Origin of the sequence: Neolewinella lacunae, assembly GCF_014349155.1 — a bacterium.
In the GTDB taxonomy this organism is placed as follows: Bacteria; Bacteroidota; Bacteroidia; order Chitinophagales; family Saprospiraceae; genus Neolewinella; species Neolewinella lacunae.
Genome location: NZ_JACSIT010000040.1, coordinates 34,400 through 61,062, shown reverse-complemented (window position 1 = coordinate 61,062; position 26,663 = coordinate 34,400). Strand labels below are relative to the sequence as shown.

General features: G+C 52.8%; 11 protein-coding genes. 10 read left to right on the top strand and 1 reads right to left on the bottom strand.

Annotated features, from left to right (window positions below; all coding sequences use genetic code 11):
- Positions 1-138 precede the first annotated feature (138 nt).
- The 7 genes from H9S92_RS01755 (at position 139) to H9S92_RS01725 (ending at position 18,303) form a co-directional block, all read left to right on the top strand.
- On the top strand, positions 139-7,836 hold the full coding sequence (locus tag H9S92_RS01755; RefSeq protein WP_187465007.1) for a hypothetical protein: 7,698 nt from the start codon (positions 139-141) through the stop codon (positions 7,834-7,836).
- A 116-nt stretch (positions 7,837-7,952) separates the two neighbouring features.
- Positions 7,953-10,340, top strand: a complete 2,388-nt coding sequence (locus tag H9S92_RS01750) for a fibronectin type III domain-containing protein (RefSeq protein ID WP_187465006.1) — start codon at positions 7,953-7,955, stop codon at positions 10,338-10,340.
- A 134-nt stretch (positions 10,341-10,474) separates the two neighbouring features.
- Complete coding sequence (locus H9S92_RS01745; RefSeq protein ID WP_187465005.1) at positions 10,475-13,588, top strand: Hint domain-containing protein; 3,114 nt, start codon at positions 10,475-10,477, stop codon at positions 13,586-13,588.
- A gap of 14 nt (positions 13,589-13,602) precedes the next feature.
- Positions 13,603-14,256: a hypothetical protein gene (locus H9S92_RS01740; RefSeq protein WP_187465004.1), complete on the top strand. Its 654-nt coding sequence runs from the start codon at positions 13,603-13,605 to the stop codon at positions 14,254-14,256.
- A gap of 728 nt (positions 14,257-14,984) precedes the next feature.
- Complete coding sequence (locus tag H9S92_RS01735; protein ID WP_187465003.1) at positions 14,985-15,575, top strand: hypothetical protein; 591 nt, start codon at positions 14,985-14,987, stop codon at positions 15,573-15,575.
- A gap of 243 nt (positions 15,576-15,818) precedes the next feature.
- The gene (locus H9S92_RS01730; RefSeq protein WP_222935935.1) at positions 15,819-16,460 is read left to right on the top strand and encodes a T9SS type A sorting domain-containing protein; all 642 of its coding nucleotides are present in this window, start codon (positions 15,819-15,821) and stop codon (positions 16,458-16,460) included.
- Between the two features lie 247 nt (positions 16,461-16,707).
- Complete coding sequence (locus H9S92_RS01725; RefSeq protein WP_187465001.1) at positions 16,708-18,303, top strand: hypothetical protein; 1,596 nt, start codon at positions 16,708-16,710, stop codon at positions 18,301-18,303.
- A 326-nt stretch (positions 18,304-18,629) separates the two neighbouring features.
- Here the strand turns inward: H9S92_RS01725 and H9S92_RS01720 are convergent, their stop codons facing one another.
- Complete coding sequence (locus tag H9S92_RS01720) at positions 18,630-21,242, bottom strand: TonB-dependent receptor (protein WP_187465000.1); 2,613 nt, start codon at positions 21,240-21,242, stop codon at positions 18,630-18,632.
- 478 nt (positions 21,243-21,720) lie between these two features.
- Between H9S92_RS01720 and H9S92_RS01715 the strand changes: the two genes are divergently transcribed.
- The 3 genes from H9S92_RS01715 to H9S92_RS01705 all read left to right on the top strand — a co-directional run bounded on the left by H9S92_RS01715 (position 21,721) and on the right by H9S92_RS01705 (position 26,645).
- Positions 21,721-22,650, top strand: a complete 930-nt coding sequence (locus H9S92_RS01715; RefSeq protein WP_187464999.1) for an NAD(P)-dependent oxidoreductase — start codon at positions 21,721-21,723, stop codon at positions 22,648-22,650.
- A 61-nt stretch (positions 22,651-22,711) separates the two neighbouring features.
- Positions 22,712-24,250, top strand: a complete 1,539-nt coding sequence (locus tag H9S92_RS01710; RefSeq protein WP_187464998.1) for a DUF4384 domain-containing protein — start codon at positions 22,712-22,714, stop codon at positions 24,248-24,250.
- Positions 24,251-24,515: 265 nt separating this feature from the next.
- Positions 24,516-26,645: a ComEA family DNA-binding protein gene (locus H9S92_RS01705; protein ID WP_187464997.1), complete on the top strand. Its 2,130-nt coding sequence runs from the start codon at positions 24,516-24,518 to the stop codon at positions 26,643-26,645.
- Positions 26,646-26,663: the final 18 nt, after the last annotated feature.

Below are 26,663 nucleotides of genomic sequence, written 5' to 3'. Positions count from 1 at the left end.
AACTTAGATGGGGTATATCAGATACCTTTTAACAGCTCTTGTCTGATCCGGAAGGCAAGTTGTCCACAGGGAACTAACACGGGTTATTCTTGCGGAGCTTCAGGAGGTATGAACCTCGATTGGAATAACTTTTTGTCATTGAACGACAACGTCGACGTTGTACAAGTCAGGGACAAAAACAGCCAGCTGGTACACGCCTTAATGTGGTCGCTGAGTACCATCGGACATCTGAACCAAGTGTTTCTAGACCAAACCAGTCCAAATGCGGTTCAAGTCAGTTCAAGCGGTTTATCGGACCGAGTAGTGACTTTCGTGAACGGAGACCATAAACTGGCAAGCAGTTTTCAAGTAGGGCTGTACAATGCGGCCTCCACCACGCCAGGCCTGCCTAATTCTCCGGCAAATGCAGCCTACATCGATGGGCTCAAACCTAATGTTTGTGCTGGCAGCGGAGTTCTGCTAGGGTGTTCTGAGGACCCCGATTATTGTTACATTTGGGAAGTGGATGGCATTACAATGACTCCTGTCCGAGGGGCTTTTTATGGAGTATTAATGGTTTTTCCCACGAATCCAAGAACAGTTTATCGAAGGATCATTTTAGACAGCGACGGCAATATTGTAGGGGAGAATAGCTACATCGTAAACACCGTCCCAGCCCCCGAAGTATCCGTGCAACAAGAGCAGCTGACCACTGCGGATTGCATCGAAGAAGCGATGTTCAAGTTTACTGCTGAAGTAGGATCCATGAATGGTTCATACACCTACCAATGGTCTTCGGGGCATACAACTCCTGAAGTACAATTGCTGGGGGACCAGATTTACACGCTCACGGTTACGGCCTCCAACGGTTGTGAAACGGTGAAAACAGTGGTCCCACAGGGCGATCCGGCGATGCACGGAGCGGTGAACATTGTAGCCAGTACTCCTTACCTGTGTGGTAATGATCCCTTGCAACTAACAGCTTCCTTTTCCAATTACTCGGGGAATGGCACCCGAACCTATCAATGGAGCAACGGAGCAACCACCGGGGTGACCCAAGTTACTGTGCCGGGGGAGTATCGGGTAACCGTGACTACCTCAGCGGGGTGCACTTTTTCGGATACCATTGAAATACAACCCGCTTTTGATTTGATCATCAGCGCAGATTTTGATCAGGCTTGCGCCGAGCATCCCGCCCGTCTTTCCGCTGAAGTTCTGGGTAGCCCAGGGTTGGGCTTGCTGTTCAGGTGGTCTAATGGCGCTTTCGGAGAAGACCTCTTGGTCTACGAGGCGGGTACGTACACTGTGGAACTGATTACTTCGTATGGATGTACCATTTCTAAGTCCTACACCATCGAAGGAGGCGTTGAAATGACCCTATCCGCCTCAACTGAGCGCTTGGTACCCAATGGATTGGTGACCATTGCTCCAACACTATCCGGAGGAATTCCGCCTTTCACTTACGCTTGGTCATCCGGCTCTACGGCGGATCAGTTAGCGGTGAACGTAGCGGGCACCTACAGTTTAACGGTTACGGACCAAACGGGCTGTAGTGCCATCGATGAGGTTACTATTTTGCCTCACGATCAAAGCGCGTGTGAAGGAATTACTGTAGCGCTCAATTATCATGCGCCAGACTGTGAAAATTATGGATCGGCGCGCTTGGAAACTGTACTTCCTAGTGGTTTTACGGCCAGCAGTTACTCGTGGTCAAGCGGTGGGACTTCCTCAGACTTACTCATCGACAATGGCAATGTACCCTACGGCGTTACGGTAACCGCCACGAACGGATGTCAGGCAGTGGGAACCATCACCCCGCCCGCTTTTCAATCCCTCAACAACTCTTCGGCGGTAGTGCCGCTCTGCGAGTTGGTACACAAGTTGGAAGTTGTTTCCCTCGCCGGAGACCAGGCCTTTCTGGTCTTCGAAAACGTTGGTCAACAGTCGCTTAATACCTTACTTGCCGCTTCTCCTACTACCCGGGTAGAGGTCGTCGCTGAATACGAAAGCAACGGGAACACCGTCTCCGAGGTGATCCCTTTTGCAGGTCCGGGGCTGTTGCCTGACCCAGCTACCTGGGCAGGAAACTTGATCGGCATTGCGGCTGATGCGGAGATTACCGTACGGATGCAGACCACAGATGGTGCCTTTTGTCCGGTAATCTGTACCGCAAGCAAGGTGCTGATCAATCCTGGAGCAATTGATTCGGTGGAAGTAGTGTTGGAGGAAGAGCCGGAAATTCTGCTCACCAATTATGAGTGTGGGGACGTATACGTAGCAGATTCTACTGCCACCAATACTGAACCCCTCCTTTTCCTGACCGAGGGAGAAGTAATTACCGTAAATGGCTTCCCACTACTGATAAAAACCCTTGTGCAGCAAGCTAGTAGCGAAGGCTCCTACCAAGGCACCGGCCTGGTTCCCCTACCTTTTAATGACCGGAACTTGCTGGTAAGTTTTGCCGGGAAAGTCAATAAATTCCGCACGCTTTACGACGGCTTAGTGGAAGGCATGGAAGATAACCTGAGCAATTACGATTTCAGCGTCGACACTTTGGCCATTGGCGGGGACATCTGTATACCACAAGAGATTGAGGGCGAATACGATGAAAATGGGATAAACCCAGTTACTGGCCTCGACCGATTTGGGTTCGATAGCTTAGGAATCAACGTGTATACGGGCAACAATCTGGATACCCTTGGCTTCGATGCCAATGGTAACCACGTTACTACGGGAACCCAGTACAATGAACAAGGATGTAACCGGGAGGGCCGCGATGCGTCTGACAATCCCTGTAATCCACAGCGCTACATTGATGCCGCCACTCAGCAATTTATAGATAGCATCGGTAGCCAACTTTCCGCAATTGTCAATGCGCAGATGGCAGCGGAGTTAGCCACAGTGCAACAAGACTTGCAAACCCGCAGAGGTATCTGTAATAATTTGCGAGGAGAAATGCAAGCGATACGGGAATCGTTGCAGTTTGCCGAACCCTATATTTACGGGGATTCCAGCCAATACTTTAACCCGGGACTTAGCCAAAAATTTGCTATCAGGCCCGATACCTTTTCTATGGGCGGGGTCACCAGGGATCCACTAGTGGTCAGTCTGGAGAAAAAGCACGTCTTGTTAGACTCATGTGATAGAGCAGAACTGGAACTTATTCGGAAAGAAGCCATGGTCTTAGGGGCAGACGCAGCGGCGGCATTGAGTTATGTTTTGTCCAAGCTTTCAAGTCTAAATGCGGAGCAAATAGGCCCTTTGCGCGACCCCGCCGCTTTTGCTGCCTGGGTAAGAAGTAAAGTAAAAGAGTACCTGGATACTCTTGAGCAGCTCAATGGAAGCGTCGGCAATTTTGAGCCTTCCTCCCGGGAAGAGTATGACAATGGCACCCTATGGGCGGAACCTAAAAACTATGTGTACGCTGCACCCAGCCATCAGTTTACGGATTTTCCCGCCCTCGCTTCAATCTCGGGCGATTTAGGGTTTGCCGACCGTGCGGAGATGATTCGGTACGAATTGAATACACAGTTTAAACAAGGCTTCCGAGCCATCCAAGGGGTTCACCGGGCCCACTTTTTGGCCAAACTGGCCCAGATGCAGGCTGCATCGCAAGACACCTCGGGGCAAGGTTCCAATTTGTTGCCAATTTCCGTTACCAAATACATTGGCGGACTTCAGTACACCATTTTATTGGATGATGTCAAATTCAATCCAATCAGTGGTGCTACCCTGAGTGCGTACCTGATTTTGGAAGACCCAGATTCCGGGCAGAAACTGGTTTTTGAGGGGACGAACATTACTTTCGGGGTAGGCGGAGCCGATGGATCCCGCTTGTCGCTCGCCTCAACCGTTGCTATTCGCATCAACAATGCCACTAAACTGATTCTGGATGCTGGGCAAACATTTGTTGATTGGGATTGCAGTGGGTTTGCAGGCATGGCAGTAGGTGGTAAAGTAGAATTGTGCCGGGAATTTATTACCCCACTGGACGATAACACCCTTAATCCGCTGCCTGATCCGGCGCGCTTCCACCTAAACTTCAATACATACGTTACGGAGTGGTTGGATGCCGTGGTCACAGTGGACGCGGGTGCCTTCGCCCTGACCAACAATGAGGGCATTAAGTGGCGGCTGGATAGTGCCGTAGTGGATTTAAGCGATCGGATAACGCCACAATTCGTCCCCACTGACGGATACTCTTCACAACACTACGACCGACAAGTAGGCTTTTCTCCTTTGTGGCGAGGATTTTACCTGGCAAACCTCTCCGCAACCCTACCGAACGACTTCAGCGAGGGTGCAGACCCTGTGACGGTGGGCGTTGAGGATGTATTGATTGATGGTACTGGGTTCTCTGGCGAGGCTTACGTGGAAGGAGTCAATCTGCTGGACATCGGAACGGGAAATGCTGGGGGGTGGCCCTTTGGTATTGACCGCTTTAATATAAAAGTACTGCACAATAGCTTTGCTGGCGCTGGTTTTGGAGGCGGTATCATCATCCCGGTATTTACGGATACGCTGCGCTACTCCGCAAATATTTACCGCCATGGGCGCTACAAATTTACCGTACAGCCAGAAGACACGGTGAAAATGAATATGCTGTTGGCGGAAGTGGAATTGTTGCCCGCTACCAAGATTGAAATTGGCTACGATTACGACGGGTTCCTGGCAGTTGCCGACTTGACTGGAAACATGCGATTTAAAGTTCCCGACACCTCGATTGTTAAGCTCACGCTGCCGGAATTATATTTCAAGGAGTTCCGTGTCTCCAATCGCGATCCTTACTTCGATGCAGGCATGTGGGAAATCCGTAACCTAGGGGTAAATATGGATTTTGGCGGGTTTGCCATGGACCTTTCCCGCATTAGTCCATATAAAGGTAGTACCAGCCGTGAATTTGGCCTCGGATTTGATTTGTCCATTGGCCTTGTCAGTGAACTGGAAATCGCAGCAGGGGGGCGTTTTGGCATCCTTGGCGAGTTAGAAGAAATTAATGACCGGCAAAAGTGGAAGTTCAAGCGAATTGATTTGAAGGGGCTCTTTATTGATGCCAACATCAAAGATGTCATGCACGTGAGCGGATCTTTGCAGTGGTTCAACGATGATCCAGACTATGGTAAAGGGTTTTACGCGATGCTCGAAGCCGAATTCACCAAAAAACCGTTGAATTTCTCTGCCCAGGTGGCCGCACAATTCGGCAAACGGGAGGATACCAAATACTTCTTCGTCGATGCAATGGTTGGCCTTGCAAGTGGCGTGCCCATCGGTCCACTGAAAATAAATGGTTTTGGTGGCGGGGTATCTTACCATATGCACAATACTTTAGACATAAGCAAAATGAACTTCGGTGGGAATGGCGCTCATGCCGGTATGCCCAATTTGGGAGAGTCCTTTTCGGGTGCCACCTACACCGTGGCACCACAGTACGGCCTGGGGCTTAAAGCCGCAGTAATGGTTGCGACTGCTGAGTCAAGCGTGTTTAACGGGTGGGCTGGCCTGGAATTTCTTTTCAATGACCGGGACCATGGAGGCGGTTTGGCCACCATCAGTTTTAAAGGGCAAGGACAGTTTATGGCAGATATTTTGCCTGATCCTCCGCAGTTTATGCAGACTCTTTCGAATAATATTTCTGCCGCGCTACCAATAGATGAAGTTCCAGGTATTTCTCAAGGCAATGGCACCGCTGGACCACCCATTTCTGCTTGGGTTGATCTTACCTATAATTTCAACGAAGGTGTTTTCGACGGTAAGCTGGAAGCTTACCTGAGAGGTGGTGGGCTCCTGATGGGTGCTGGCCCCAATGGCCGCCTCGTCCAGGCCGCCTTGCACGTTGATTCCGAAGATTGGTATATTAATATTGGTACTCCGACCGCCCCTGCGGGAATACTGGTTGACCTGCCATACTTCAATGCTGGTGCAACGGCCTATTTTAACATGGGGACGGATATTCCTGATTTTCCTGGTTTGCCGGAAAACGTCCTTGCAATGGCTAATCTCATAAATACCAACGAGAGCCTGCGCAAATCGGGTGGAGGGATCATGTTCGGCGCCCGAATTTTTGCGGAGGCGCGGCTTAAAGCAGGCCCCGTTCAAGGCTTCCTGGAAGCAGATATGGGCTTTGATTTGATGCTGCGCAACTACGGTAGCGCCATTTGTGCGGGAAGCAACCAGCAGATTGGCCTGAATGGCTGGTACGCCGCTGGCCAGGCCTGGGTGTACCTCAACGGTGGGGTGAAATTGTTTGGCGTATCAATTTTCGAAGCGGGTATTGCCGGAGTAATGCAAGCCAGATTGCCTAACCCCTTCTGGGCCAAGGCTACACTGGCGGCCCGGGTAAAACTTTTGTTCGTAGAGAAGAAAATCAACCTCAACGTAGAAATTGGCGAGCAGTGTTCATTGATTGACCCGGACGGAGGGGTTGTAAATGAAAATCCGCTCATCAACTACATCAGTCCGCTGGATAAGGCACCTGGGGTAGCTCCGGATGCCCGGCCTGAAGTGTACTTTACCGTACCGATCGGTCGGGTCTTTAATGGCCCGGATGGGCAGCCATTCAGCGCAACCGTTACGGAACACAACATGAAAACGGTGAATGGGGGGCACCTGCTGAGCCACAATCTGGTATGGAGTGATGACCGAACCAGCGCCACACTGGTTCCTCTGAACATGTTTGGAGGTGGCGATAGTATCCGAGTGACGATCACGGTAACGGTCAAAAAAGGCAATACCGTAGAACGTACCGAAACGCAAACGGTAACTTTTGCAACTGCTGCTGCTTACGACTTCATTCCGGCGACCAACGTAGCCTATAGTTACCCCGTTGACGGGATGTACGATTTCTACCCCAAGGAATACAGCCAGCAGAAGGGATTCATTCAGCTGAAAACCGGGCAGGCCCCATTGCTCTATAATCTGCCCAGTGGAGTGGAGAATAAAGTGATTTTGACGTCCGCCACCGGGGCAGTAGAAATAATTCCCTTCACGTACGATGCTAGCAATCGACTGATCACTTTTGATCTTCCGCCAGCCAAACTGCTGCTGGGGCAGCTTTACCAGTTGAAACTTGTCCGGTACGATGGTAAAGACATTGTGAAGGAAATTCTCGCGCCTATCCACTTCCGGGTAAGCAACCAAGAACGTTTCACGCAAAAGATAGCGTTGATGCAGCAAGGAAACATGACGATTCAACCGACGACTGGTAGTACAGGTTTTATTGGCCGCCTATTGAACCAAAACGCCCTACTTGGTGACGTAGAAAGATTGGGCATTGGAGTGGATGAACCTTTGGTGAGGTTTCAAGCTGCCCTGGGGACTCCTTATGATAATGCGCTGGAAGCACTCCAGTACACCGGCTTCCCCATAAATCCTGATTTTGGGAGCTGCGAGGAGTTCACTACAACTGGCGCGGGTAACTTTGAGTCGCTAGGGGAGGCCGCAGGGGTAAGTGTTTCGGCTTTCCAAGGGCCACTGGTCATTAGCGGTGATCATTTTACCAATGGTTTAGTAATGAGCGATCGCCGACAGGTGCTGGAATATAACGTACCGCAAGAAGCTTACGCAGACTACCTACAACTTCAGAGCCGGATATCGACGTGTGTTAATGAAATTACTGAGGAATTCTATAGTGAACCAAGACAAGATAGTACAGTGGCCGCACTAAATGCATATATCCTCAGTTACATCACTCAACGAGCTGACAATTTCTATAATACTCCATTTCTGATACCCGGAAGCGGATTATACTATATCCGGGTAAGTTATCATTTGCCGAACGGAACCCAGACTACGCAAGCGAGCTATCTGGAGTTAAATTACACTCGCCCTTCCGGTGGAGGAGGCCCTACGAGTAATTAACCATCAAGCAAAGAATAGCCAACCCAGTATTAACCCAGCCTGCATTAGCCGTTGCTTGCTTTTAAGCACTCACATTGCACCTGCGGCCGCGCAATGGATTTATTAATAACATCATTATGAAATTTATCTCCAAATTCCTGTTTGTTTGTTTGCTCTGCTGCTGTGGGATGGGGCTGGCGGCCCAATCTTCCATTACGGTCATGACGCAAGCCCAGGGGACTCGGGTTCGCTTGCGTTGGCAAATCAGCGACCCGCAGCTGTGGTTGCAGGCCAATGAAAATGGATACATCATCTCGAGGATGACGCGGGCGGTGAATGGGCAGGTGCTTTCATTGGGTGACCAGGCCGCCAGCCGCGTGGTATTGCGTAATAACCTGAAGCCAAGAAACGAAAGTGGATGGGCCAGTACAGATTTAGAGCAGGCGGCTAAAAAGTTGTTATACGACGATGTGTGGAACATTACCCCCGACGGTGAATTTGATTTTGCCGATGCGGTTGCTGCCGAAGAATCAATGGAAAACCGGCTGTTTTTTGCGCACGCGCTGGCTGATCGCAACTGGTCAGTGGCCATAAAGCTGGCGTTGGCTTTTGTAGATAATGCACCCGCTGCAAACACAGAATACAATTACGTGGTAAGCGTCATTGGGGTTAGTGGCGCTTCCGCAGGTGCATTGGGAGGACTGGGGCAAAGTGTGGAAGCGTTGGTGCCCGTAAGCGACGTAGTGGTAGTGGACGGAGATACAACCGTGAGAGTGGGCTGGAGCGTGGCAGAAACGGAGACCTTATACACAGCGTACAATATCTACCGATCGCCGGCTAATGCCTTCACGTTTGTGCAGGTAAACGAGGCCCCATTTATTTACGGTGCTTCCGACCCGGAGAACGACCCGAAATTTGCCTGGTTTACGGATAGCGTGCCCGTCTATGGGGAATACAAGTACCAAATCAGGGGCTTGACGCCTTTTGGGTTTACGGGCCCAAAATCAGTGAACGTAAACGGGCGCTCCCGCCCCGGGCCGCTGAACCTGGTGATGCGGATGGATAGTGTAGCGGCAACGGAAACCGCTCTGGTCCTGCACTGGGAAAGCGTAACAGGAAGCCATGACGCCGTGATGGTGGCCCAACGAATTTACCGTGCGGAGAGTGTGAAGGGACCATTTGAAGTAGTAAGCGCGCCCACCCTGGCCGTGAGCGCCCGGCAGTGGACGGATCCTGCCCCGCTCCCCGCAGCCTATTACAGCATTGAACTGGAAGACCAGAATGGTCACCTCTACCGCACCCAGCCCCAACTGGGACAGTTGGAAGACAGCACCCCACCGGCTGCCCCCAGTGGATTTACGGGGGTGGACCGGGGCGACGGAACCATACTGCTGCAGTGGAACCCCAACAGCGAGGCCGACCTGAAGGGCTACCGCGTCTTGCGCTGCTACGCGCGCGGTGGTGACTTCGCCCCCGTAGAAGTAAACGTCCGCCCCGATACCTTTTTCGTCGATGACCTGCGCGGGGTGATCGTCAACGACAGCATTTTTTACCAGCTGCTGGCCGAAGACGGCCGGGCCAATGCCTCCGAAAAGACGCCGGTGCTGGTGGTGCCCCGGGTGGACATTACCCCGCCCGGCAAACCGGTATTGGCGCGGGTGAATGCCACGCCTGCGGGCATCGCCCTGAGTTGGAAATACAGTTCCGACAGCGACGTGGTGCGCCACGAACTGCAACGCCGACCCTCCGGGAGCGGGAGCTGGACTACAGTGGTGACCATCCCCGCCGGAGCAGAAGACGATTTCGTAGTCGAAAATTTTGACGCCAGCGGCAGCATAAATTACCTGGATGACGACGAGGCCCTCATCCGGCAGAACTACGACTACCAATTCATTGCCTTCGATGAAATGGAACTCGGTGCCGGCTCCGAAATCGTCACGCTCCGCCCGCACGACGACGGAAGCCGGGGCGAAATTCTGGACCTCGCCATTGGCTACGCTTGTGCGGACAGCACCATTACAACTGACCTGGACGAAACGGTGGGGACATTGATGACCAACATCATTGCTGCACAGCAGAGCGGAGGGACCATTTCTACGGAAAATCGCAAAGCCGTCCTCTTGGGGCTGGAGATGAGCGGCCTGATCACCGCCACCCAGTTTGACGAGTGGCTGGCGCTGACCGACGCCCAATTTGCGGCCCGACTCAGCGAATTATACGGCACGAACGGCCCCAAAACCCAACTCCGCAACTGCCGCATTGAGCTGGAATGGAGCTACCCGCTTTCTCCCGGTGTACTGCACTTTCAGGTGCTGCGCAGCCGGCGGGGGAGTCGGCTGCGGCCCTACAAGGCGCTGCCGGTGGCCTATTTCTTCGACGGGCCAGTGCCGACGGGCCGGCAACTGCTCAGCTGGGCCGATACGGATGCCGAGGCCGGTATCCGCTACGTGTATAAGGTTCTGGCCGTCCACGCCGACGGTGGCTACTCGCAGGAATCGGCGGGGGTGACGGTGGTGGTGGAGTGAGGTGCGGGGGAACAGGTTGTCCCGCAAAATCAATAACTCAATACCCCTATTTATTATCCCCACGCTCTATCTATTAATCCAGCTTCCCCGAGGGCTTGTCACCATCCCCTCTTTAGCAAATAACAACTATCATTATGAAATACGCGCAATTAAATCCCATCAAGATTTCCTGTAAGCCCTGTTGCCTCTGGCTAATCGCTAATATTAAATTTTTTACAACATTGTTGTTGTTTTTGGGGGGCGGAGAATTTGTTTCTGCTCAGGGGCAAGCTGAGCAGGACTGTTATGTTCATGAAGATAAGTTCAATATGAACGGTTCAAGGGTTTCTCTTTACGACCATGGGTTATACCAAAAGGCTTGCGAATTAAAAGCTTTAATTAATACGCCTTCCTTTGATGTTGTTGGTCACGATTATTGGTCTATCATGCAGGCTGCGTTCGAACAGCAATATTTTGATCAGGCGTTTACTAGGGCAAGCCAATATGAAGCAGAGAATCGAACCTTTTTTTATCTCGTTGCTAAAAATTACCAGAGTGACAACAAATTAACTTACAGAGTAAAGCTTGTATTGCCAGATTCTGGACCATTTTCCACGCTTACTGTCATCCAAAGATCCGCCATAGAAGCCGAAGTTCTTACTTCAATAAACGCTGAAGCAGCTAACAAAAGCAACAGCATTGGACATAATGCGCGGGCCGAGGAAGCAGGTCTTGTTAAATTATTGGACTTTGTTCGGCAGATTCAGTCTGGGAACTTGGTATTAAATAACCCTTGGGAAAAAGCGGGATTTATAGCTATGGCAGTTGACCCTTCAGAGCAGATGGGTAGAACTGTAGGTGGTCCGCCTTCCGCTCCAATACGTTTTGGCGGAAATGTAATTCATGATTTCGCAGGATTGGAAGTGACGGAAGGTGGCAATAGTTATTTACTTGAAAACGACATTAAGGCAGGTGTACAGGCTCTGTCTCTGCCATCTGAAATTGTTGAGGGGCTCGACTATGCTTATATTGTAACTGATGACCTTAACAGCATTGGAGAAATGGATGCAGCGGATCAAAAGTTCGAGATGAGCCAAGAGCGCATAGTTGTTTGGCTCCACCATGCCTCAGTCAATAATGCAGCCGATTCTGTACGAATAAAATCAAAGAGTAATCTAAGCATAGAAGAGTCAGAGCGTATTGTTAATTACCTTTTTGATCAAATGCTACTTAATTGGTATCCTGAAGCAACCCAGGCTGCCGCAAAGGAAGAAGATGGCGGCGTCGCCAAAGCATTGTGTGAAACCACTCCAGATTGTAGCCCGAGCTGGAATTGGGGCGAAGCCTGTCTCCTATGTTACGCGAAGAATAATCATTTTTTGCCATTTTCACAATTTGAAGCAGGGTTTGCAATTGGCTTGTTTGATGGGATTTTAGGGACCATCCAATTGTTATATGAGTCAGCCGAAAAGAAGCTCAATTTTTTTAAACGGGCCTGGATATATCTCGGCAGTCTTCACAAACACTACATTGAGCATGAATCTGTAAAATCCGTACTATATAAAGTATCGTCAGATGCAAAAGATGTTGTGAAAGAGCTTTGGGATCAAGCTGTGGAAGTTTATGAAACAATTTATCCTATCGTGCAACAAATGGATGTAGATTCTATAAAAAGGATTCTAGGAAAAATAATAGAAAGTTTTAAAAGTTGGGTTGGTGATTTTTTAGTTGGAGATGCTGGACCTGCTTATGACATTGGAATAATCGCTTTTGAACTTATTTTAGCGTTTTTTAGTGGTGGTACGAGTATAGGACTAAGATTAGGGGCAAAGGCTGGAGCAAAGGTTTTACCCAAAATATTAAAATTTTTGAAAAAATTTCATGATTTAAACGATAAAAGCTTCGCAGCGTTGATCGATGAAATTTTCTCAGGGGTATTGAAAAGATCGTTAGATGGACTTCCGGAAAATCCCGTTGCTTATGCTAAAAGCCTGTTTTGCAAGATTGCACTCGGCGGATGTTTTGTAGCGGGAACGCCCGTTTTGCTGGCCGCGGCCCCTGTTCCGATTGACTCAGTTCAACTCTTCGACTATGTCGTTGCGCATGCAACAATCAACCAGCCGGATGACCCAGAGGCCTATGATCCATATACCTCTGCCCAACAGCGGCAGCGTGATAACTATGAACTGGATAGCACCAACTGGTACGAAGTAGGGTTTGCAGAGGTTAATGGTAGTTCTTCCTGCCGCTTAGCATTGCATCAGGAATGGATGGCAGTTCAGGGTATCGCGGAGGTTGGTCAACTTTACCACCTCAACTTGCCTGAGCAAGGTCTTTCCGGCCCCGCTCACGTCACCTCCATCCGCCATATCCTTCCACAAAAACGTCCAGTGGACGAGAACCCTGACGACGATTTTGGTTTTCAACCCGTAACTGCTATCTTTACCCACCGATCCAATGACGTTTGGACGCTCCGCTTTGACAACGGTGATTCACTGGGGGTAACTTACAATCATCCCATCTATTCCGTTACCGCTCAGGATTGGCGGTTGGCGGGGGAATTGACTGCTGGAGAAGAAGTACTTACCAGAAGTGGTACCGCCTTCCTGACCGAAAAGGCTCGCTCTCTCGGAGTGACACCGGTATGGAACTTGGAGGTGAAGGGGTGGCATAATTTTTTGGTGGGTGTTTCTGGAATTGTAGTCCATAATACAGGTAACTGCTTTAACAAGCTTCTTGATTTATTCTTTAACTTGAAATTTGGTAAGTGGACCCGAAAAAGAGTTGAGGGTAAAAAGTGGGTCGACTATATTAACGAGAGTGGAATTCCAAGCCTCACCGAAATTGACCAATTAGAATCTTTAGGAGAGAAACTTAAAATGCGAATGGTCGGATTAGATAAATCTCCACAGAATGGTAGAAATTTTCCTGGAATCGACGCATTGATTGAGGGTGGTAATCCCTTGTCATTGAAGACAGCTGGCCGAGGCAATGAGGGAGGAGCATTAAGAGAATTGATATCTAAAGCAAATAATCTTAATGATGGAATTGTTGAAAGCCATGAGGGCTGGGTAGGCTCGTTAAATAATAAAATAGATGGTATGATTACTGCAAAGCAAAGTACAAAAAGTTATGTACGAGGAAGATGGGAATCTGCTCTTGCCGATCCAGGGGTTAGGTCAGACATTGTTGAAAATTTATATATCGAGGCTCAAGACGGATGGTTAAAATGGAGTAGTTTAACTAGGGAATGGACTGACATTTATTAATTAAATATTTTAATATGAGAATTGAGAATGCGTATGATATGATCCACTCCTTCAAAAATGATATTTTTGGAATCATTTTTTATTTAAACGATGGACTAAAAAGAGATCAGATAGTAAATTTGTTGATTTTACTAAATAAATTCTATCCATCGTTTAATTTTTATCGGGGAAGTATTCAAGTGCCGTCTGAGGAGGCGGTAAAAGTTAAATGGGAAGATATAATTTTAAGAAAGTTTCCACTAGAAGCTGACCCATATATCGATTTATCCTTTAATGTGCCTGTTTATGTTCAAATCCATGATGTTACAGAAATGGTTTTTACAGAAAGTGGAGGATTTAACATTACTATTGAAAAAGATGAGAGATTTGGATATGTTTTAATTGTCAATATTATTTTTAATGCGTTTTTCGATTTAAATCATTATCCTGTTTTTAATGAGTCGACTTTTTATTGGGAATATATTGAGACAGATCAAGCAATAGCTGCAAAAATAAACAGAGACAACCTTTCTTGCTTTTTACAGGAGTTAGAGTGCCTTGTAGAAAAAGAAATAGATGTTTTTGCTTCGTCATTAATGATTGATGAGGTATATATATATAAATATGGGTTTAGGGATGAAGTAATCTCTCCTTTAAATGGTAATATTGCCCTGGATAATTCTACTTAATATTCCGCTTGCCATTACAAGGGGAATATATATTGGGTAGAAAACTAACTGAGCTAAGGGTCGAACTTATTAAAGAATATTGATGCAAGCCCTTAAGAACCCCATAAAATCAATCTTATCCATCACCATGATCAGTCTATAGTTGAACCACCCAAGAAATGCGAAATTTTGGCGAAGCTATTTTTTTTGCCTCACAATCCAAAAAACGTAGGTGACGCCTAAGTGTCATCGAGGTTTTTTGGGGCAGTGAGGCGAAAAAAGAGCACGCGAAAAATCGCAGAGCTTGGGTAGTTCAACTATAAACTAGCCCAAAACTAAAGCGTTCTTACCCAAAACCCAGCAATGGACTGATCTGCCATCTGCTCAAGTTGAATGTTGAATAATGGAATAGACCATACCCCCCCACACACGCACAATTTCAAAAAATAAAAATATCCCCTCCCCCCTTGCACACCCCACCCCAAAAGCACTATATTGCATCCATAAGCGTAAGCCCGCCAAAGCAATCGGGCACCTGCTGCACACGCCTGGCCAAACATGTTGGTCAGCATCTGGAATAGGCCTTTTGGGGTGGATTTTCAGGGGTGTGTGGAGAGACGATTGCTTTTGGTGATTAAATGATCAAAACCCAAATACCTTGCCCAGTGGCGAGGCCGTGCTGTCCTTTCTTTTGCTGCGGTGAAAGATCCCCCAATTAACCCTCTCTATTAAATAAACCCTACGTATTGATGAAACGTCACGCAGACCTCATTGAGAATTTCCGAGATGCCTGTCTTTTGGTGGAAAGAAAATCAAAGCTCGAACGTGCGGAATTTGCCCAGCGCTTAGGCATATCGGAGCGACACCTTTTCCGTTACCACCGGCTGATGAAAGGCATGGGCGCGGATGTACAGTTTTGCCGTTCCGTGCGCCGCTATTATTTTGCGAACGATTTCCACTTTGATTACGGCACCAGCCACCTGCCCAGTACGGCCGATGAAGACGCACGCTTCCTGGCGGATTTGCCCGCCCTTCCTAAGGGAGACGAGGATTTTCCGGTCCACCTATACAATATGCTGCGGAACTTGGCCCGGATCCACATCGTCATAAAAAACAGTGTGCCTGGAACGTCAGAAAGTTTTATGGCGGAATTTGGGCTTACCCGCCGAAAATGGAAAGAATGCATACTGACGCTGCGCAACCTCGGCGCGGTATTTACCTACAGCCGAACGGATGGGCATTTTTACTACGAAAACAACTTCTGGATTGGGCTGCGGGTGGGGGTTCCTGTGCTGGATTTGGGCCCTCTCCCCCGGCCCCTCTCCACAGGAGAGGGGTGACCCAAGCACCATTCTTTTTACGTTAAAGAAATGTTTATCAGCACTAGAGTTTTCGCTCAAAAGCATCTCATTCTATGCAAGTATTGACTCACGGAGGAAGCGATGGCCAAAAGCGACCTCTTTCCAAGCACCGTACTGCTTCAGTAAAAATAAGATTTTATCCACACCGCTTATGTTGACGCACGCTGTACTACAAAGCAAATTGCTGGATGAATCTTTGGAAAATAATTGACTATTAAAAATATGATGATGAAAATACTACTTTCCCTGGGCCTTTTGCTGGCCGTTTACGGACCACTTGCCGCAGAAATTACGGTGCTCACCACCCAGCACAGTTCCTCCACAATCAGTTGCAACGGCAGCGCTACGGTGCGAGCGACGGGAACGGCTGGGCCCTTTACGGTCCGCCTTTACGATTCCGTCAACGATGAAGAAATTGAGTACACGGAGGTATATGGCGACCTGACCATCGGCGGCCTGTGCAATGTATTTTACGAGATCTCGGTATTTCCCAGTCGCTTCCCATCGTGCTCGAAATTTCTGGCGGTTGATCTGGTACCCACGATCGAAGCCAAGCTAGCGGTGGAGGGCCTCACCGAAGGTTCGCTGCTGGTGAGCGTGAGTCCGAACCCGGCGAATAGCGAGGTGGAAGTGACGACCACTGGCCTCCCGCTACAGGGTGCGGAAGGGAAAGGAAATTGGTCGGTCCACATCATCGATGCGGCGGGAAAAAGGTACCAGCACGCGGCCTTTTCCAGCCAGGAAAAAGGCTTGGAAAAAGCTGTTTTTCCGCTGAGTCTGGGGGGCTTGCAAAAGGGGATTTACTTTATTCAGGTCACCCGCGCCGATGGAGCGACGGGAACGGGTAGGGTAGTGCTGCAGTGATTTTAGGTGATTAATTGGGCGCGGCCGCAGGTGCCGGGAACGGGATAATGGAGCAGCTTGAAGCTGGACTGTTGCCCCCTTTGGTGAGGACAATTTTTAGGGGCAGGGTGCTGCACTGCTCCTTAAAGACTTATCATTGCACCTGCGGCCGCGCCGGAATAATATAAAATGGCCTCCAACCAAACACCTTGCGGTTGGTACCCTATTTTTTAACCCACTTTCAAAGTTTCACAATAACCTCAATAGAATGAAACAATTTCACGTACTTTTTTTCCTGTTGTTTGCAGGATTGCTTTCTGCGCAGTTGCGCCTCGTCACCGACCTAAACCCCGGCACCGAGGGGGCTTTTGAGTGCTTCCTCTGCCTGGGGCAGCGGACCGCCCCCATTGCCGATGGGATGCTGGTGGTAGCAGGGGATAATACTACGGGGCAGGAGCTTTACTTCGTTAAAGATGATTCCATTTCGCTGGTGAAAGACGTTTTTCCGGGCGACCGGGATGGCCGCATCCGGAAATTAACGCCTTTCGGTGGCTTGGTGTATTTTTCGGCCATAAGTCCGGAGGGGCCCACCATTTGGGTTTCCGACGGTACCCCCGAAGGCACCGATTTATTTTTTGACCCCAGCCCTACGACGGCTAGTCTGTCTTCCCGCATCCCCGATTTTGCTTTTGGGGCCGATAGCGCGCTGTATGTGGTCTCCGAAGGCGTTTTGCACCGCTACAAAGACGGCGTGGCGACGCAATTGGCGACGTCCGTTATCATAAGCACGGAAGACGATAATTTTCCAGGAGGATCATTTACGCCCTACCAAGACGGGGTCGCATTTTTCAATATAAACGACCTGGGAAATGGTGGTTTATTCCTCGCGACAGACACCTTGGCGCGCTTAGCCCCACTGCCCAGCATATCCCGTTTTGACCAGGCGTTTGGCCTGCGGGAAGTAAACGGAAATCTCCTTTTTTCCTACGAATCGACCAGTAATCGGCGCAAGGGAACTTACCGCTATGAAAATGGGGTAGACACTTTGCAGCGCTACAACACGGCAACGGGCAGCGCTTTATTCATCAGCCGTTGGTATACCATTAATGATAGCTTGCGGGTAGGTTTTGACGGCAACCGGTCTTATCTTTTATTTGACGCGCTCAACGAACCCTTCCAAATCAGCACCACGGGGCCGGATCGCTTTACCGCTACGGCCCGCCAGGAATATCCCTCGCTTCAAGTGGATAGTTTGTTGATTTGGTTGACAAACGGCGGGGCATTCAACCCGGAGATTTTGACCATTACGGATGGTACGGTGGCTGGCACCCGCGTCTTGCTGGAAGGGGAATTCAGGGGCATCTCCAATTTACTGCACGACAGCGGAAATGTCTATTTTGTTACCGGGCTGAACTTCCGCAACGGGCCTACTTTTTACCGCTACGAGCTGGCCACGGGAACGCTTACCAATTTTCATACGGGTCCAACGGACGTCTTTTCCTCCTACGATCTCCAGTTGGTGGCCGTGCTGGATAGTATGGTCTATTTTACGAGTAACCACGAAAATCCGCTCTACGGCAGGGAGCTGTACCAGGTGAGCAACGGTCTTTTTCCGGTTTCCACGCGCGGCCCGCGCAGGGTTGCCCCGCTGGACGTAAGCATTACTTCGGAGACTTACACCATTCAAGCCAATGCGGCGGGTATGGCAAACGTCAGCGTTTTTGACCTGGGTGGGCGCTTGATCGAGCGGCAATCGGTGCCGGTAAACACCACCCAGCAAATTGGTGCCTACCGGGGCTTGCGGATTTACGTCTTTGAGTTTGCGGGGAAAATGGCTACGCGGCGCTTGTTGGGGAGGCAGTAGGTTTTTGGGGGCGGGCTTCCATAAACGCCCGGTTGAAGGTATCCCCACTCGAAACATGGACCTTCGGGTGGGGACACTTTCAGCCAGGGCTTAGAGCTTGTCTAAATTTTTTCTTCCTGATAACCAAGCAGTTTGCTACGCAATACTCCGTGCTATGAACCTGGCGTCACAAAAAATGCACGTAGTTCACTATGCGCGCAAATTTTTGTCTGGCAGAACCATAAGTCATTGATTATTCGTTCTTATAAATTTTAGACAAACTCTTACCCATTTTAGCATCCAATAAATCCTAATTCAGACAAATACCCCAACCTCAAAAAGAAACATCACCGCCCCGGCTGGTACCGCACCCCCACCACTCCCCAGGTGCCGTACTGGCTGCTGCTCAGCAACAAGGCCCCGTCTTCGCCCGCCTCGCCAAGGTATTCCTCGAAGGTATTGTTCGTCAGGTTATTGGCCCGGAAATACAGGCTGATGTCTTTAACGATTTCGTAGTCGGCCGCCAGGTCCAACGAAAACAGGGCGTTGCGGTAGACGGGGCGATCGTCCAGCAAACGGTCGAAGATCTTACCCCGGTAGTTGGCCGCAATCACTACGCTCAGCCCCTGTTGTGGGTTGTTGCAGACAATGCTCAGGTTGGCGGTTTGCCGCGGAGCCTGGGGGAGGGTGAAGCCGTCAAAGTTTAAGGTCCTGCTCTCCGCACTCAGCGCATTGAAATTGTAGTTGCCATTGAGGTTGAAAAAGCGCAGGTCGCTGCCCGGCTTCAGGAAATCGAGGTTTTGGTAAAAGCCCAGCTCAATACCGGCCAGCGCCGCCCGGTCGATGTTGATCGTCGTCGTGTGGTAAGTCGGCCGGCCCTCACTAAAGCGCGTGGCAGAACTTTGCAGCGTGGGCTCGTCGAGAAACTTGGCGTAAATCCCCGCCGTCAGTACCCCGTCGCTCCGGCCATAGCGCTCAAAAACCAGGTCGAAATTGCGGCTTTGCGTCCGTTCAATGTCTGGGTTGCCCTGCGTAAATTGATCAAGAGAGATCAGCGGCAAATCGGGCCCCGCCCGGTAAATGGCGTAGTTCGGCCGGGCCACCGCCTGGTAGTAACTGAATTTCACCTGCCGGTCGCGGCGGAAGCGGTAGGTAAGGTTTAGGCTGGGCAAGATGTCAAAATAATCGAAATTACTACTGTCCAAATCCATTTCTGCCGACTCCAGCCGCAGGTATTCGTAGCGCAGGCCCATCGTCCCGGAAAATTTGCTGCTGAAATTGGCCGCGTACATCCCGTAGGCGGCCGCAATGCGCTCCTTTAGCGCGTAGGCGGGCGGGGTCTCCCGCAGGTCAGGCGCGGATGCCAGCAGGGGGGGAGCATCACCGAAGGTACCCGGAGTCAGGGTGGTGGGCTCGCCCGTGGCCGGACTTTCCAGGGGGCTGAATACCCCGTAAGACCGGTCCTTACTCCGGTAGCGTCCGCCCAACTGGAGGAAACTGGTCTTCGCGGCGGAAAGGTACTGGGTCAGGTTAATGCTGAAGATGGCCACGTCTTCGTCCAACGCAATGTTTTCCTGCAAGCGGGTTGTCAGTTCCAGCGCTTGCCCGGCCAGGGCACTGTACGGCGTGGCTTCCAACAGCGTGGCACTGGCCAGGGTGGGGGTGGAACCCGCCGGACTAAAATACAGGGCACGGGTACGGTCTTCCAGGTCCTCGCGCTTGGTGCTGAAACTGAGTTGGTAGTCGATCCGGGTCGTCGGGAAGTTATTTTCCACTTCCAGCGCTACCAGGGCCAGCGCACGTCGGGTCGTCCAGGCCGTCGTGCTCCGCCCAACGCTGGCTTCGTCGTTTTCGTTGGTAATGTAAAGCTGGCGATTGACGAGGTCTTCCACCAGCCCGGAGTAGTTATAGCTCAGGCGCATGCGGTTGTAAATGCTGGGGCGGAGCTCCACCGCTCCTACAAAACCCTGCCGCGTCGTCTGCCGGTCGGTGTCCGCCGGGCGGGCCGCGAAAGGTGTTCCGTCGGGCGTATAGTCGTAATAAAAGGTGCGGTTGCCCCGCCCCTGCCGCAGGTAACTGCCCGCCGCCAGGGCGTAAACTTTTTCGTCGGAGAGCTCTGAGTTCAGTACGGCCGCCAGCTGGGTGATGCCCGCTTTTTGGTCGGGGTTATCCCGGAAACCGAAGTTGGCTCCCCCGCCCGCTTGCAGCAGGATTTCAAAGCGTTCCTCGGGCTGGCGCAGGCGGAAGTCGACCGTTCCGGCAATGGCGTCGCCATCCATATCCGGCGTCCGGGCTTTGATGACCCGGACTTCCTCTACGAGGTTACTCTGGATGATGTCCAGGCTCCCCGTCTGGTCCGGTTCGGGTTGTACGGTGGGCAGCCGCTGCCCGTTGAGGTCCACCGCCGTGTATTGCTCGGGCAAACCCCGCACCTGCACCAGCTCCCCTTCGCTGACGCTGCGGATAATGGACACGCCGGGCATCCGGGCAACGGTCTCGGCCATCGTGATGTCGGGATATTTATTGAAAACCTCGGAGTGGATGATGGTTTGGTTGACCAGCGACGATTGCTGGTTGCGCAGCGCCTGGGCTTGCCCCGTGGCGCGGCGGCCAAAAACGATCACCTCGCCCGCGCTCGCGTAGGCGTCGGTCAGCACCACATCCAGCGGAATCTCGCGGTCCGCAGGCGAAACCACCAGCACCGTATCAAAATTTTCGTAGCCGATGTAGCTGACAATCAGGCGAATGCGGCCAGGCGGAACCTCAATTTCGTAGTAACCGTCAATGTCGGACGCCGCCCGTACCACCGAACCGACGACCCGCACGTAGGCCCCAATCAGCGGCGTCCCCGAGGTATCGGTTACCGTGCCGTGCACTTCGGCCTCCTGCGCGCGCAAGGAAGTACCCAGGCACAAAAGCAAAAAAGCAAGGAAAGTGTAGCGGTAGAAGAGTGGTCGCATCGGTTGGGGCATCTCAGGAAAACGTACAGGCGGCGCTTGCGGGCCAGGCGAAAAGTAAAGCAGCGGCGCGGTTTGCCCATTTGGGCGCGGCCGCAGGTGCAAAGTAAGGGACAAGGAGCAATGGAAGCCGGGACAGCCACCTCGTCCTCGCTAGATAAGCCCTTTTCGGCTGGGAATGTTCTCTCCCCTTTGGGTTGAACCACTCAGGACACGTAAAGGGACTCAGCAATTTTTACTTCGCGCTTCGCGCTTTTTTTAAACCACTAAGAACACGAAGAGGGGCTCAGCAATTTTACTTTGCGCTTCGCGCTTTTTTTAAACCACTAAGAACACGAAGAGGGGCTAAGGAAATGTAGCCTTATCTAACTTAGTGCCCTTAGTGTTCTTAGTGCCCTTAGTGGTTCAAAAAAAGCTCCGCAGGAGCCCAAAAAACCTGTACTTAGTGGTTCAAAAAAGCTGCGCAAGCAGCCCCCAACCCATGCCAAAAATCGTCTTCCTGGACACCGCCACCGTCGCCGACCTACCCAACGAACTCGCCAAATTCCACCAACTCGGCACCTTCACCGCCTACCCCAGCACCCTGCCCGAACAAACGGTGGAACGCCTCCGCGGTGCCGACATCGCCATCGTCAACAAGGTTGTCCTCGGGGCGGCAGAACTGGAAGCTTTGCCCGACCTCAAACTCATCTGCGTAGCCGCAACGGGGATGAACAACATCGACCACGAAGCCGCCGCCCGCCGGGGCATTCCCGTCCGTAACGTCAGCGGCTATAGCACCAACGCCGTGGCCCAGCTGACCCTGGCTTTGCTTTTTACGCTTTCCATGGACCTCCTGCACCTCCACCAGGCCGTCTACGATGGCACCTACGCCGCGCAGTCTGCCTTTGCGTACTGGCGGCAACCCTTCTACGAACTCCGGGGCACCCGCTACGGCATCATCGGCATGGGCGCGATCGGCCAGCGGACGGCCGAACTGGCCACCGCCTACGGGGCGGAAGTCGTCTATCATTCCACCTCCGGCCGTAATACCGACCAGCCGTACCCCGCCGTAGCCCTCGACGAACTGCTGCAAACCTGCGAAGTCATTTCCATCCACTGCCCCCTGACGGATGCCACCCGGAACCTGATCAGCTATCCCCAATTACAGAAAATGAAACCCTCGGCCTACCTGATCAACGTGGCGCGCGGCGGCATTGTCCACGAAGCCGACCTCGTGCGTGCGCTGCAGGAAGGACTCCTGGCCGGCGCTGCAAGCGACGTCTTTTCCACCGAGCCCATCCCCGGAGATCACCCTTTTATGTCTCTCCGCGACGCTGGCAAACTATTGCTCACTCCCCACATCGGCTGGGCCAGCGTGGAAGCCCGCACCACTTTATTGGCGGGCGTTCGCGCCAATTGTAAGCTTTGAAGTGCGCCGACTTTTCAAATTAGGTTTTACATTTGGTCTGATTTAAAATTCATCCCTGAACATGCAACGACTCGCGCTCTTCCTGCTCCTTTTCCTGCCCCTCGTAACCTTCGCCCAAGGCAATTACCCCACCGGCGAAGTTTTTGACGCCGAACTTTACAACTCGCTGCCCCTTAAGGCCAAAACCAGCACGCGCTCCCTGCTCCCACCCCGCGCCAGCCTGGAACAGTACTGCCCAACCCCCGGAGACCAGGGAGAGTACATGACCTGCGCAGCGTGGAGCTCTGCCTACCACTTCCGCACCATCATTGAAGCCAAGCAGCGCGGACTCACCAACCGCGCCGAAATTGATAAACTAGCCTATAGCCCCACCTGGGTCTACGAAATTTTGAAGCAGGAGGGCGACGACAAATGTTTTGAAGGACTGGCCACGGCGAGGTCGCTCCTGGTCTTTAAAGAACTGGGCGTGCCGAGCTACGCCACGCTGCCCTTTACCTGCCTGACGGGAAGCCAGGACCAACGCTTCGGCATGCTCGATCCGCTGATGGCGGAGGCCTCCAGCGCCAAAATCCGCGACCTCCAAATCCTCTTCTTCGCCAAAGAAGGCGTAGACCCCAACGAAAAAATCACCGCCATCAAAAAGGTACTCGCCGAGGGCTACCCCGTACTCGTAAGCCACACCCTCTACAACAGCTTCCACTCCAGCAAAGAGGTCTGGTACCCTCTGCCCGCCGAAGCAACGGCCACCCAGCACGGCTCCCACGCAATGGTCATTGTGGGCTACGATGACGAAAAGTACGGCGGCGCTTTCCGCTACCTCAATTCCTGGGGACCCAACTGGGGAGACGGCGGATTCATCTGGGTACCCTACGCCACCACTGGGGCACTGTGCTACGGGGCGTACCAGGCTTTCCCCTTCGCTAAAAATCCGGTGCCCGCGCCTGCCCCCGCTCCTGCGCCACCACCTTCCCCCGCACCTGCGCCCGCGCCCGCCCCCTCGCCCACGCCTGCCCCGGCCCCCGTAGCGGAGGCCCTGCCCGCCGGCGGAATGGACTTCGTAACCAACACGGGAACGCCCATGCCAGTAGTGCGCATCTCCACCCGCAACCTGATCGTGGAAGACGATGCACCGGCTGGCAAGGAACTTTCGGCCTACCGCATGGCTTCGGCCTACCCCTCGGGCACCCGCTTCCGCTTCTACCTCAATACCAAAGCAGAAGGCTATGTCTACGCTTTCGCTACCGACCTGACCCAGAAAGTCAACAAGATTTTTCCCTACGACGCTCAGGTTTCTCCGTTGGTCGGCAGCAACTCCGTCCTGGCCTTCCCCAGCGATACCAAGGTGATCCGCATGGACGATAACCCGGGGACCGACTATCTCCTCGTGCTCTTCAGCCAGCAGGCCCTGGACGTGGATAGCCTGCTGGCCCGCATGGCCAGCACTTCCGGCGGACTCACCGCCAAGATCTCCGCCGCCCTCGGCAATGCCCTCATTGACCCCAAGATGGTAAGCTACGAGGCCGGAAAAGTAGGGTTTACCGTCAAGCCCGGTGCCCAGGGCACCGTTGTGCCCATCATGGTGGAGATTAGCCACGAGTAAGGGCACTGAAGGTAATGTCGCGGCTTTAGCCCGACCCCCGCTGAAGGTATTGTCGCGGCTTTAGCCCGACCACCTCTCGGGGTTTAGCCCGACCCCTGCGCCGCCGGTATTGTCGTGGCTTTAGCCCGACCCCCTCGGCCGAAGGCCCTAAAAGCAGCGACAGTACCTGAGGGTTGAGCCTGCGGTCCAGGGTTGGGCTAAAGCCACGACAATACCTGAAGCTGCGACAATACCTGGAGCGGCAACGGTACCTTATCTTTGCTCCATGTCCCCTTCTTTGCACCTGCGTCAGCGCCCATTTCTCTGTACCTTGTTGCTCCTGGGGAGCCTCTTACTGTCTGCGCAGACGGACAGTGCCCGGATTGACGACGGGGTGGAGTTTCAGGAGCAACTCATCGAAGATTTTATTGCCAATACGGGGGATGAGAGCGACGAATTTGAATTCAACGCCGCCTTCACCGTCCTGGGCGCCTACCGCCGCCGGCCGCTGGACCTGAACCGCGCGACCTACGAAGACCTGGCCGAAACCCTGCTGCTGAGCCCCATCCAGATCAGCCAGCTGCTCGATTACCGCCTGCGGATGAACGGCCTGCTGAGCATCTACGAGCTGCAGGTCATCCCCAGCTTCGACCTCGAAAGCATCCGCCGCCTGGTGCCCTACGTCCGGGTGGGCGGCGACCTTGACGACATCAAAATTCCGTTCGCGCGCATGCTCGCCGAAGGAGAGCGCGAGCTCTTCACCCGCTGGCAACGCAACCTGGAAACCGCCCGCGGCTACACCCTGGGCCCCGAAGACGGCACCAACTATTACCTCGGCAGCCCCGACCGGCTCTACCTCCGCTTCCGGCAACGCTACAGCAATAAACTGAGCTTCGGCTTCACGGCCGAAAAGGACCCGGGCGAAGCCTTTTTTTCCGCCAACAACGCCCGCCGGGGCTTCGACTACTACAGCGCCCACTTTTTCCTGAGCGGCATCAACCGCCACGTCAAAGCCGTCGCCCTCGGCGATTTTAACGTCAGCTTCGGCCAGGGACTCATCCTCTACACCGGCTTCGGCTTCGGGAAAAGCATCCAGTCTACCAACGTCGGGCGCGGCGGACCGGTACTGCGGCCCTACACGAGCGTCAGCGAATTCAACTTCATGCGCGGCGCAGCCACCACCCTGGCACTGGGCGAAAAACTGGAACTTACCGTCTTCGGCAGTCGGCGCGGCCGCACGGCCAACCTCGTTTCCGTCCAGGACACCACGGAGTTGGACCCCGAGCAACTCCTCGGCGTCACCTCCCTCAACCTGACGGGCCTTAACCGCACCCCCAGTGAGGTGGAAGACCGCAACGCCGTCGTGCAAACCAGCTACGGCGGCAGCCTTCGCCTGCGGGCCAGCCAGCGCCTGCAGTTGGGGCTCAACTTCCTGGGCGAACACCTGAGCCGGCCGCTGGAAATCCGCGACCAGGTGTACAACCGCTTCTTTTTCCGGGGCACCGACCTGCAGAACGCCAGCCTCGACTACCGCTACCGCCTGCGCAATTTTACCTTCTTCGGGGAAGTGGCCGCTTCCGACAACGGTGCCACCGCCCAGCTGCACGGCCTGATGCTGGGCCTGGACCGCTACGTCGATCTCTCGGCCGTCTACCGCCGCTACGAGCGGGATTACCAGGCCCTCAACGCCAATCCCTTCGCCGAAGGCAGCGGCGCGCGCAATGAGGAAGGACTTTACTTCGGCCTCGAAATGCGGCCCGGGCGGCACTGGCGCATCAATGCCTACTACGACCTGTTCCGCTTCCCCTACTTCCGCTTCAACGTCGATGGGCCAGACCAGGGCCACGAATACCGCTTCCGCCTCACCTACTGGGAAAAACGCAAGCTCGAAGCTTACCTCGAACTCCGCTCCGAAACCAAAGGCATCGGCGGGCAAGGCGATTTATTCCCGACCCTGGAGGCCGTCATCCCCCAAACCCGCTTCCAGGGACGGCTGCACTTCGGTTACAACATCAGCCCCACCCTGGAATGGCGCAGCCGCCTCGACGCTGGCTTCACGGACGACGAGCGCGAAGGCCGCCGCACCGGCATGATGATTTACCAGGACCTCCACTGGCGGCCCCGCGGCCCCTGGAGCATCAGCACCCGCTTCGCCCTGTTCGATACCGATGAGTTTGACGTTCGCTTCTACCAGTACGAAAACGGCCTGCTCTACAACGCCCGCGTCGTGCCTTACTACGGCCGGGGAACGCGCACTTTTTTCCTCTTTCGCTACAAGGGCATCCGTCGCCTGACCCTGGAAGGCCGCATCGCCCAGACCTTCTTCAACGACGGCACCACCGTCGGCACCGGCCTGGAAGCCACCGGCTTGCCCCGGCGCACCGAAGTGGGCGGGCAGGTGATTTGGCGCTTCTGAGTCAAGGACTAAAGGGGG